The organism is Streptomyces meridianus (genome assembly GCF_023703325.1).
GTDB classification, from domain to species: Bacteria; Actinomycetota; Actinomycetes; order Streptomycetales; family Streptomycetaceae; genus Streptomyces; species Streptomyces meridianus.
This window is the reverse complement of sequence record NZ_JAMQGM010000030.1, coordinates 71,974-84,172: the sequence shown is the minus strand read 5'-3', so window position 1 is coordinate 84,172 and position 12,199 is coordinate 71,974. Positions and strand designations below refer to the sequence as shown.

Annotated in this window: 4 protein-coding genes; 1 reads left to right on the top strand and 3 read right to left on the bottom strand. The window is 67.6% G+C overall.

The features are described 5' to 3' along the window. The 3 genes from M1E25_RS15115 to M1E25_RS15105 all read right to left on the bottom strand — a co-directional run. A partial coding sequence (locus tag M1E25_RS15115) for an RHS repeat domain-containing protein (RefSeq protein ID WP_251415547.1) occupies positions 1–5,500 on the bottom strand: 5,500 nt, incomplete at its 3' end. A 98-nt stretch (positions 5,501–5,598) separates the two neighbouring features. Further along, entirely contained in the window at positions 5,599–9,252 is a 3,654-nt protein-coding gene (locus tag M1E25_RS15110; RefSeq protein ID WP_251415546.1) for a LamG-like jellyroll fold domain-containing protein, read from the bottom strand. Positions 9,253–9,302: 50 nt separating this feature from the next. Then, complete coding sequence (locus tag M1E25_RS15105; RefSeq protein WP_251415544.1) at positions 9,303–10,823, bottom strand: VCBS repeat-containing protein; 1,521 nt, start codon at positions 10,821–10,823, stop codon at positions 9,303–9,305. A 426-nt stretch (positions 10,824–11,249) separates the two neighbouring features. Here M1E25_RS15105 and M1E25_RS15100 point away from each other — a divergent pair, with 426 nt between their 5' ends. Beyond that, positions 11,250–12,110 (top strand): alpha/beta fold hydrolase, encoded by an 861-nt coding sequence (locus tag M1E25_RS15100; protein ID WP_251415541.1) that lies wholly within the window; start codon positions 11,250–11,252, stop codon positions 12,108–12,110. The last annotated feature ends 89 nt before the right edge of the window (positions 12,111–12,199 follow it).

Below are 12,199 nucleotides of genomic sequence, written 5' to 3'. Positions count from 1 at the left end.
CCGAGATGAACCGCCCCGTCGCCGCGTCGTACTCCCTCGCCCCCAGATGCACCAGACCGGTGGACTCGTCATTCGTGCCACCGACAAAGCCCTTGTCGTTCACCCACGCCGACACATCCGACGACTGCGTGTCCCGGCCCCCACCGAACGGATCCAGACGACGACGCTGGGTCTCCCCCGTCATCGCGTCAACAGCCAACTGCGCCGTGCCGTGGTGATCCGACGCCAGGAACGTCAGACCCTCGTCCGCGTCACGAGAAGCGACCGTCTGCCCGCCCAGCGAGTAGTAGCGAATACCGGTCACCCCGCCAGAGGACTTGGTGAGCTTCAGCTCCATCCCCGGCAGGTAGAGGACCTTCTCACCGGACGTCTCCCGCAGCACACGATTGCCGGCCGCGTCGTACACGTACGACGTCTCGCTGCCGCCGGCCTCCGTGACCTTCGTCAGATCACCCTGCTTGTCCCACGACAGCGACTGCGTATCACCGTTCAGCACCCGACTCGTCGTGTTGCCGGACGCGTCATAGGTGTACGTGTCCTGCGACGTGACCTCAGGCGTCTGCGGGGTGGCCGTCGTGTCGGTGACCGCCTTCGTCAACTGATGCGGACCAGCGGAGCCTTCCCCGTACGTGTACGCCGTCGTCGACGTGGCGGACCCGTCGATGCCGTGCTTCGTCTGCCCGGTCCGGTTGCCCGTGACGTCGTACGCGTAGCTGTTCCAGTAGGCGGCAACCCCGCCCACCGTGGACGACGACGGTGCAGAGGCACAGGCGGCATCCGCGGCCCCCGTGCCCACCGCACCGTCCGGGGTCACATTCGACGTCCAGGCCTCGGTCATCCGGCGCAGCCCGTCGTACGCGAAGCATTGCGCGTCCGACGTACCACCGGTCGGGGTGTCGACGATGGACCGCACGTTCCCGGCCGCGTCATACGTGTACGTCGCGTCGTAGGCGACGGCCGAGGCTCCCTCGACGTCCACCCGCGAGCCGTTCAGCCGGTTCGTGCCCTGCTCGTAGCTGTACGTCAGCCAGGACTTCTTGTCGCCCGTGCCACCCGTGTACAGCTCCAACTGCTCCAGCTGGTTCGTCGGCGAGTACACCGCCTGCGACACATAACTGCCTCCGCCCAGCGAGGTGTTCAGGGCCGTCGGCCGCTGCAGCGAGTCGTACTGGTACGACACCGCCTCAGCGGACAGGCCCCCGGCTGCGGGGAAGTTCTGGCCCTGGACCGTGCCGTCCGGGTTGTACTGGGTGTTGAACTCGTACGTTCCGCCCAGCTCCGGCTCGGCGGTCGGTGACAGGTAGTACTTGGTCGTCGTCGGCTGGTAGTTCTCGTCCAGGACGGAGTTCAGGACGGAGGAATGAACCGCGCCGTTCTTGTAGGTGTACGAGCCGTACAGCTCGCCCTTGGCGATCGTGTCGTACTTCGTGAACGACAGTTTCGTGCCGGTGTCGGCCGCACCCTGCCAGGTCGAGACCTCCCGGCCCAGCACGTCGTACACCGACGTCGTGGTGTTGCCGCGCGCGTCGGTCACCGACGTCCGGCGGTCCATGTCGTCGTACGTGAAGGTGGACGTCCCTGTGTCCGGGTCCACCGCCTCCACCTTCCGGCCGCGCTGGTCATAGGTGTACGTCCAGGTGTTCCCCGGCTCGTCCTTCACCTGCGCCAGCCGGCCGGCATCCGTGTACGCGTACGTGGTGGAGACGTAGTCATCCGCCGTACCCGACGGCAGGGGGCTGTCCGAGGCCTGGTACTCGCGCAGTTCGACAGTCCGGTCACGGGCGTCCGTGATCGTGGTCGTCGGCGTCTGCCCGGCCGGCGGGTCCACGTGGACCCGGTCACCGTCGTAGCTGGTCGTGGTGCGGTACTTCTCCGTGCCCGCGACCTTGAAGATGGTCGCAGTGGTGCGGCCTGCCCCGTCGTACTCCGTCACGGTCTGCGCATCGATGTCCGCGTTCACCGGCACGAACAGCGTCGAACTCGGAGCACCGCTCGCGTAGTAGGTGTCGTTCGCCTTCACCACACGGCCGGCGCCGTCGTAGTACGTGTCCGCGATCAGACGGCCGCCGCCCGCCCCCTCCGCCTGCACCTGGCGGGGGCGCAGCAGACCGTCGTACAGCGTGTACTCGCTGCCGTACGACGTGCCGTCGTTCTCGATCTGCTGCTTGCGGACGTAGTTCGGGGAGGTCTGCGAGATGCCGTACGCGTACTTGATCGACGGCGTGAAGCTCGAGGCCTTCGGTCGGTCCGGGAGCCACACCGAGGTCATACGGCCCAGGCCGTCGTAGGCCAGGTCCGTGCGCTTGCCGTTCATGTCGGTCTGCGCGAGCGGCTTGCCCCACTCGGGGGCGTACTGGGTCTTGGTCACCCAGCCCAGCGGATTGGTCTCGGTCTTCTCGGTGGCCAGACCGTAGGTGTCCGTGTACGCCGTGGTGGTGCTCGTACCGGCACCGTCCTTGAGGGTGAGCGGGCGCCCGTGCTCGTCGAAGGTGGTCTGGGAGACGGTCTGGTAGGCGGCCGTCGTGCCGTCGTGCGACTTCAGGCGCTTGACCGTGGTCGGGTCGCCCTTGGTCGGCTCTGCGCCGATCGTGGTCGCTCCGTCGTACAGCGTCAGGTCGTCGGAGATGACGTGCTTCGAACGGTCCGGAGTCGTGGAGCAGTCGACGCCGAGGGTCTCCACCCGGGCAACGAGGGCGTAGAGGTGCTTGCCCGGGTTGTCGGCGTACTCGGTGCGGGTGCACTCGTTGTCGGCGACCCCGGTCTCGCCGTGGTAGGCGACCTGGGTGATGCGGCCCGTCGCGTCGTCGTAGGTGTTGGCGGAGGATATCTGCCGCCGGCCGCCGGAGGACAACTCGGTGTAGGTGTCCGTGGTCGCGGACCGCACGAACCGGGCATGCTTCGTGCCCCAGCTCTCGGCACGAGTGGACGTGACCTTCGTCCAGGGGGTGTTGATCGACTTGGAGACCACCTCGTCACCGTCGTACGTGGTCGTCTCCAGCTCGAAGCCGGACTTCCAGTCGCTGTCCGTGTACGACGTGCCGTCGGAGTCCGTGCGCGAGCTGGACCGGGTCCCGCCGGCCGGGTCGGCGTCGCCGTCGAGCCCCTGGAAGAAGACGTGCTCGGTCTTGGTGTTCGAGGGACCGGTGGTGCCGTCGGACTTCTCGACCCGGACCTTGCCGTAGCCGCGCCAATCCCCCCACGTGAGGTATTCGCTCTTGGTCAGACCGTCCGGCTTGGTCTTCCGCCAGCCCGCGTCACCGAGGTACGTGTACGAGGTCACCTGGTCGGGACTGCCACCGACGAGGTCCGTGTCGACCACGGAGGAGACCACGTACTTGTGGAACCAGTCGGTGATCGGGTCCGGTTCACCCGGCGGGTTCCACTTCACCGGGTAGCAGCGGACGGTGGACTCGCCCGCCGTCGGCAGGTTCGACTCGGAGCACTGCGTGGCGGCGTAGTTGACCGACAGAGCGCTGCCGGACTCGCTCTCCACCCCCGACAGCCGGAAGCGGTGGAACGGCTGGATGTTGTCGCCGGCCTTGTCCACGCGGTTGGCGAGCTGCGCGCCGTACAGCTTCACGGACGGGACGGAGACATCGGTACCGACGTGTCCCGTGTGGTCGATGGTGTTCAGCCACAGGGACTTCGACGCGTCGCCGTTGTCGGTGAAGACGTGGCCGAGCGTCCACGAGTCGACGTTCTTGAAGGAGCTGTCGCCATTGCGGATCTGTGTGGTGATCTTGGCGAGCTTCTTGCGGGTCCAGAAGGTCGGCGAGTTCTGCCCCGCGCACTGGGTGCCGGCCTTGCAGTTCCGGTCCCACGGCACGTCCGGCCAGTCTGCGGCCGTGGAGTCGGTGAGCGCACCGGCCGAACAGTCGGTGAGGTCACCGATGCAGCGCTCGTCGGTCGTGAAGAGGACCCGCGCCGAGGGCTCGGTGCTGTAGACCGTTCCGGCTCGCTGACCGTAGTCGACGCGCTTGAGGTATCCGCCTCGGATGTAGGGCTTGCCGTCCTCGCTGGTCTTCAGGCCCTGGGTGTAGTAGTTGGTCTCCTTGCCGTAGAAGAACGACATGGCGTTGCCGTGCACGTCGATGACGTGGTCGAGATTCCAGCGCCACGCCTGCACGCAGTGGGCGTTGTCGAACGTCGCGTCGTAGCAGGGCTCGCCGGAGTCGTCACCGTAGACGGGGACGGTCCAGGTGGAGTCGGTCTCTTCGTCACCCGAGGCGTAGCCGGGCAGCTGGTTGAGGCCGAAGAAGTACTGGGTGCCGTCGGTGGACGTCACCTTCCAGTGCTCGCCGCTGTTGTCGCCGTTGGTGGCTCCGGTCAGCTTCTCGACCTTGCTGAAGTTGTCGGAGCTGACGTGCCACTTGCCGGTGGTGTCGTCCTTGATCAGTTCACCGGAGGTGCCGTCGGCCAGGGAGATGGTGGCGTTGTCGCCGCCCCAGCACTGGTCGCCGTAGGTGTCGTCATGACCGTCGTCGGCACACGGCTTGTACCGGCGCTCGATGTAGCCGGGCTCGTAGGAGAAGCCCTGGCCGACCCATGAACCCTGGTTGTTGGTCGTCGCGGTCTGGCCGTCGACCGACTGGGAGGTGTAGCCGAGAGAGACGGAGGGAGCGAGCCCGCCCGGCACCGGAGGAGCGGCGATCGGATAGGACCAGTTGAAGGCCCCGGAGGAGTTGGAGACGCTCCACTGGGAGGACGGCTGCAGGGACGTGGCCCCGAAGTCACCCTGGTCCCCGGAGGTTCCGGCAGTGGCGGCGAAGACGGTGACCGAGCCGGTGTCGGCAGTCGTCGCGCCCTTCGCCAGTTGGGGGGACGGGGCGGAGGATGCCTCGGCAGCAGCCGGGACCGCGGCCGTCACGGTCTTGTGAGCCGCGTCGTTGCTGCTCCGCAGCGGTACCGGAGTGGAGCAGGATTTCTTCTTCGGGGTGGTCAGGATGCACTCGGGGTACTGCACCAGGCGCAGCCGCGAGCCGTAACCGGCGCCGTAGGCGTCGGCGAAGTCCGAGTAGTCGAGAGCGACTTCGACCTTCCCGGTCTTCTCGCCGCCGTCCGTGCGGACGACGGTGAGCAAAGTGCCGTCGATCCCGGCAGCCTTCGCCTTCCTGCGGTCGAGCACTGCCACGCGGACCGAGTCCGGGCTCGTCTTCCCGCTCGCGGCGACCGTGACGGGGAGGCCCTCAGCACGGGCCTTCTTCCCTCCGACGGCGACCTCGTCGGACGCCGGCTTCGGCCAGGCACTCCTGTCGGCCTTCCTGACCGCCGCCTTCTCGGCGGGGTCCGACTTGCCGTACTTCCGGGCCTTGGCGTTCCTGCCGTCGACCGGATCGTCCAGACTCTTCTGGGTACCCGGGCGAGTGAGGCCGCCGTCCTCGGCCTGCGCGGCGGGGGCGTACTGCGGTAGCAGGCCGACCGTCAGGGCCAGGCCGAGCACAAGAACGGTGTTCCGTACGGGTGTGCGTCTCAGTCGACGCAGCCGAAAGGGCGAGCGCATGACAACTCCGTGTATAGGGGGGAGAAAACGAGGGGGAGGCGTATGCCGGGCGGGGCGGGTGCCTGGCTTCCTCCGGGCACCCGCCCCGCGTCATGCGGTCACGTCACGGTCTCCTCGACGCTCGAGCCGGACGGTAGTACGGCGACCGTCGGGACGATGCTCGCGTCCAGGGCCCCCCGGTACAGGCGTAGTTCGTCGACGGCTCCGGAGAAGTAGTCCGATGCGGTCGAGCCGGTGAGGGTGCGCCCCACTTGGAGGTTCGCCGTGGTGAAGTCCCAGGCGTTGTCCCAGGGAGTCTTCGCCGCGAGAGTCCCGTTGACATACAGGAGGACGTCACCGAAGACCGCCGAGTACACCAGCGCGAGATGGTCGCCGTCGCCCTCGGCGCTCGGCGCGGCACCGGACGCCTCGGCAGTGGTCACTGTCGGCTGCGTACCGTCCTGGTCCGTGACGGCCAGCTGCCACCGTCCGGACGAGGCCAGGTACGACACGGTGGCCGCGCTGCCGTTGGCCCCTGAGAGCGAGAGGACCGTCTGGTCCTGCGGGGAGACGGGGGACGCCAGCCGCGCCCTGGCCGTCAGCGTGAAGCTGTCCTCCTTGGCCATCAACCCGGCTGCCCGTGTCGCGTAGGCGTCCGTTCCGTTCAGGGCCAGGTGACCGTCTCCCCAGAGCGGTTCGGCAGGCGGAACGCACTCCGGGTCGACCGCGGGGTCGCAGGAGTCGTCCGGCAGGTAGATCGAGGCACCACCACCGAGGGTCAGGCCCGTTCCACCCCGTTCCTCGGGTGACAGGCCGTCCACAACGCTGTCCACCGACCAGTAGCCCAGCTCCGATGCCGAAATGCCGCCCAGGTCCTCGCCCTCCGCCTCGGGTATGACGCGGTCGTAGACCTTGACGTCGGCGATGCTGCCCTTGAAGTGGTTGGTGTAGCCGTCCAGCGAGATCTTGCGCCCGATCTGGAGGGCACCGGTCGCGTTCCAGACGGTCCGGCGGGGCTGGACGTCCTCCTCGATGAGGTCACCGTTGACGAACAGGCTCATCTTGCCGGTGACCTCGTCGTACACGCCGATGAGGTGGGTCCAGCTTCCCGGTACTGCGGTGGCTCCGGACACCTTCCAGGTGCCCAGCGTCTCCATGTCCGTGACCGGTGTGCGGAAGGTCCAGGACTCGGTGTCCACGTCATACCCCAGGTCGAAGCCGGGCTCCGCGGTTCCGTCCTGGCTGATCAGGGTGACGTCCTCGGTGGGGCTTTCGGCGAGGTTCACCCAGGCGCTGACGGAGAACGTGCCGCTGGTGTCGACCGAGGGCTCGCCCGCATCGAGGAACGCGTTGCCGGAGCCGTCGAGTACGGCAGCGGTGTCCGTCGGGCCGAGCGGGCCCTCGACTCCGAAGGTGACACCCGAGCCGGGTGTGGCATCCGGTGACCCGCTCGTGCCGACGGCCGTCGTCGAGCCCTGCGCATCACCGAGGGTCCAGCCTGCGGCCGGGGCACGGCCGTCGCTGACGAGGAAGACGTGAGCGGTGGGCGTCTTCTGCGCGTTGCCCGCCCCGTCGATCGCCTTGGCCTCCACGTACATGGGCCCCTCGTCCGGTGGCATCCAGCTCACGGTGGCCGGGCCGCCGGTCGACGCAGGGCTGACGGACTTCCAGGTCGCCTCGTCCTTGTCGTCCCCCTTGAAACGGTAGCTGTACTTCGTCACGTCGCTGGAAGGCGAGTCGAAGGTGAAGCTGCCGTAATCTCCGACGCCCACATGCCAGGCGTCGTCGTTCGGGTACTCGGTGGAGGTGATCACCGGCGCCTTGGGAGCGGTCGAGTCATGGATGAACTCGCACCGCGTGCTGTCACCGGCCAGGCTCCACGACCCCCAGGACGTGCCGTCGTATCCGCGCACCGCCCACCCGATGGTCACATTCTGGGGAATGGTGTAGCCGGCGTCGTCGGGATCGGCCGTGAGGTTGGTACCCACGGTGTAGGAGAAGGCGTTACCGCCGGTCTGACCGCTCCTTGACGCGTCGACGGTGTTCTTCGGTCCCGTCGTCGCATAGTGGTCGTACGTCGTGCCGCCGACCGTCCAGAAGACGTGGAACTCCGCCCGGAGGCTCTCCGAGTTCCCGCCCGTGTCCCCGTGGTCGTAGTCCTTGATGAAGGCGGTCAGCTTCGGGGGGTCGGAGACCATGTGCTCGGTCGCGTTGCCGTATTCGCAGGATCCGCCGGGCGTCATCTTGAGGTCGTCCATGTCCGGCTGCAACGGCGGCCGGTTGTAGGTCACCGACAGGTGCGCGTTACCGCAGAACCGCTTCCAGTACGAGTAGTCACCGTCGTCGCCCGACTTCAGGCGGAATGTCGTGGTGTCCCACCCGCTGTCGGCTGCTTTCTGAATGGTGCCCGCCACGTTGAAACGCACGTTCTGGTTGGTCGACGTGCAGGATCCTGCTGGGTTGGTCGGCGACTGGCTGGTGATGGCGTCCTTCAGCGAAGGCTGGTTGTTCCAGTTCGTCGAGGAGCTGATGGCGCTCGCCCCCGTCGAGTTCACCCGGCCGAGTTGCACCGACCGGGCGGAAGAGCTGTAGGTGTGCACCATCGTCACGGCGAACTCCGCCTCGAGGATGTCCTTGCCCTCGAAGGTCCCGGTCGGGATCGCGAAGAACTGCCGCTTGACGTCGTTGCTGCTGGCGCACTGATACGACACGTCGGCCGGACAGCGCCCCACGCCCTCGTCGCCCGAGAATTTCCAGAACTCCGCCGACGAGTAGTACGACGACACCATCGTCCATTTGCTGCGATTGGCCGTCTTCACCACGGGGTCGATGTAGACCGGGTAGACGGTGTCCTTGTCCTTCAGCAGATCCGAGTCGGGCGTCAGGGTCATCGACTCCCCGGCCATGTCCATCGGGACGTCGGCGACGTGGGTGCCGTCGGGCGGAGTGGTCGCGTCCTGGTCCGACGGGGCCTCAGGTGACGCCTTCGCATCGGGGGATACGGACTCCGCGCCCCCCGGCTTTGTGCTCGAGTCCCACATCAGCGGCTGCGGCGCCTCGAAAACGGCGCCTCCCGAACCGGCGTCGGTAGCCGTCAGCCCGCCGGCCTTGTTCTCCTTGAGGTCGACCGAACGCGACTCCACCGGAATGTCGATCCTTGCCAGTGCCGGGTGAGCCGCCGCCTCGGCGTTCTTGACCACCAGGACGTGGGAGAAGCCCTCGGCGCTCGCCGTGACCTTGAGATCGACGTCCGGGATCACGTTCGCGTACGTGGCGCTCGAACCCTCGATCTCCGGCTTCGGCAGCTTCTTCTGCCAGCCGAACGACAGCGAGCGCCCGTCCTTCTCGATCACGGCGAAGGTCCTGTCACCGCCGCCGGAGAAGGACATCGCGGTCAGCGCCGCCTTCGGCGCGAAGCCGCCGTTCTTCTGCTCGACCAGTGTGGTGTCGATGTCCGTCCACCGGCCGCCCTTGCGGGTACGGACCGGCTGCACGTACTGGGTGGTCGTGAAGGTGCCGTCCGGGTTGGCCTCGGTGGTGCTGTGCTCGTTGCGGAGCGCCAGGACCTCGACCTTCTTGCCGGTCCTGGCCGCCTTGGCCTGCGCCTCCGAGGCGCCCGCGGCGGTGGCGGGCTTCTGCGAATCCGCGACTGCCTGCGGGATGCCACCGTCGAGCGCGGGGAGGCCGAGTCCCGTCGCCAGCAGTGCGGTGAGGGCGGTTCCGATCACCATGGCGCGGCGTACCCGCCTGCGCCCGGTCGCTACGTCTTCCACGGTGATGGGCTCTCTTCCGTTGTGAGCTGCGGAGTGTCTTCGGCCGCCGGTCATCCGACGACTCCGAAGGACGTGCCCGCGTCGGAGATCCCATCCGTACCGGGCTTGTAGGTGGTGGTTCCGGTGCTGGTCGTGCCGTCGACGTCCGTCCACGGAATGACGTGGAGCGCGCCCCTGGGCGTCTCGGTCGCCTTGCTGTAGGGCACACCGAGGTACAGGTTCGAGGAGCCGGAATCCAGCGAGATGCCCGTGTAGTCGCGGACGGTCGCGATGCCCGGAAGCACGCTGCCCGCTGCTCGTGTCAGAATCCGGTCGGCGGCACCGACCGAACTGTCCAGGGGCCGGAAGACCTGTACGGCACCGGCGTCCTGAGCCGAGCCCGCGTCGTGCCCGGGAATCCCGATCGCCAGACGCACGGTGGCCGAGCTCGTGACCACCCCGGTGTCGGTGTTGGCGATGGTCACCCGCTGTCCGAGGAAGTCGCCGGCCGCGGGATCGCCGTCCACATCGGTCACGCCCCTGTCCATGACGGCCATTTCGGTGTAGCCACCGGCCGGCTCGATGCGGATGACCATCACGCTTCCGGCTGCGTCCACGGTTCCGATGGCCTCACCTGGGCTGCCGACGGCCAGCAGGGCATCCGAGTTGTACGTCTCGCCGGACGGACGGTAGTTCGTCATGTCGATCGAGGTACCGAATCCGTCACCGGCCTCAGCAGCTCCGGTCAGGCCCGGCGCTGCCTGGTCGAGTCCGGTCAAGGCCGTGGGAACTCCGCTCGTGAACGTGTGGTTGAAGACGGTGACGCCGCCGGCGAACTCGGCATCGGTGCCGATGGTCTCGCCGGGCGCACCGACCGCGAAGTAGCGGTTGGTGCCGGTCAGTGAATATCCGAACCGGTCGTGTGCCTCGACCTCACCCGGGACCCCCAGGTCCCCCTGGTTGGCCGTGGCCTTTGTCGTGCCCTGGACGTAATGGATGCAGCCCGCGTCCGCGTGGTCCTTGCCCCCGCTGTTGACGTTCTCCCCGGGAGCACCGACCACGAGGTAGGGAGCGCTGCTGGACGTACTGCCGGCCTGGAGCGCGAATCCGAACCGGTCGTACTCCTCGGTCACGGTGCTCGAGTCCAGTTGGGTCTGGGTGTAACCCTCGATGATGGAGCCCGCTCCGATGCCGGTCGGAGTGCCGTGGACGACCCAGATGCCGCCCGCGTCACGCAGGTCGGCACCGTCCTTGGGGACGTCCTCGTAAGGAGCCCCGACCACGAGATCGGCGCATCCGTCCCCGTCGGCGTCGTACCAGGCGCGCGAGTGCCCGAACCGGTCGCCGCGCTCGGGAGTGGCTCCCATCCCCGCAGTCGCCTGCGAGATCTCGAAGACTCCCTTGCCTCCTCCGAGAACCACGCGCACCAGGCCGGCCCTCTTCGCGCCGTTCACCGTCGCCTCGGGGTCGGCAGCGACCGTGTCGACGATGCCGTCACCGTTGAAGTCACTCGCGGCGCCGGCCGTACAAGCAGCCGCCACAGCGGGTACCGCCTGAACTCCGGCGACGCCGAGCACCGTCGTCAGAATCACGGCTGCGGCCACCCCCACCAGACCGACAGTTCCCGTACGTCTTCGCACAACCCCACCCCGAGACCGCTTCGATGACTTCCGACAGTCAAACGGCGGTCACACTACGTTCAGCAGCAGTGCTCATGTCAACCCTCTTCATGACGAGGTGTCACCCAAGTCCGTGGATACTGCACAGAAGACCCCGCAAAGCGAAATCCGAGATCATCGACCTCAAGTCCCCTCACATCACTCGGGAGACGTTGACAGTCCGTTTGTCCGCCGGGCTATAGTGCTCCGCCGGTACGGGCTCGCAGGCGTCCGGCCACCCCCCACGCGCTCCAACTGCGGTCAACCGTTACGGGTTTACCGTTCCTGACGCGTGCCTGCCCGACAGTCGAGGCAGGCATTTTCGTGCGACGGATACCGGGTTGTCTTGCGTTCTGCACCTTGCTGATCGCAGCGTTGCTCACGGTGAACGTGCAGAGCACACAGGCGGCGGGGCGCAGTGAGGTCACGTACAACTACGGCTCCCACGCCCGTCAGAAGCTGGACGCCTACTGGAACCCGACCGGTGCCGACCAGCCCGGCATCGTGATCCTGCACGGCGGGTACTGGTACGCGGACTCCGGTTGGGCCACGTGGTCCCGTACGTTCGCCGACGCCGGATACGCCACCTTCTCCGTCGACTACCGCCTCAACTTCGACGCGCCATGGCCCGCCCAACGGGACGACGCGATCGACGCGCTCTCCTGGATCAAGGCCAATGCCGCGGAGTTCGACCTCGACCCCGACCGCCTCGTGATCCTCGGCTCCTCCGCCGGCGGTCAGATCGGCACCGCGGTCGCCACCTACGGCTCGGGGGGCAGCAGGATCAAGGGCGTCGTCGGCCTCTCCCCCGTTGCCTCCCCCTACCGCGCCTGGAACGACGGCAACCACGATCTGAGCGCCGACAAGGAACGGAAGGTCCGGGACAACGCCACCGTTCTGGCCCGCTGCTTCCCGGACCCGGCCGACACCGACACGTCCGTGCACCCCAGTTGCTGGGGCACCTGGGTGGACATGGTCGTCAAGAACCGCGCATCCGGCGCAAATGACGCACCCATGTACCTGATCCACTCACAGGACGACTTCGTACCCGTGCAGCATTCCCTCGACCTGGAGGAGGACGAGGAAGTGCAGCACGACATGCCCGCGGACGGCGTCACCGTTGAGACCGTCCCCGGCGCAGCCCACGGAGGCGCGCTGCTGGACGAGCCGGGCATGAAGGACAAGGTCCTCGCCTGGATCGACGCCCGTCTCGGCGCCTGATCTCCGCGTCCACCGGAACTCCCCTCCGACAACCGCATCCCAGCCGCCGTTTTCGTCCCGGCCCACGCGCCGGGCCGGCCACCGGCTGC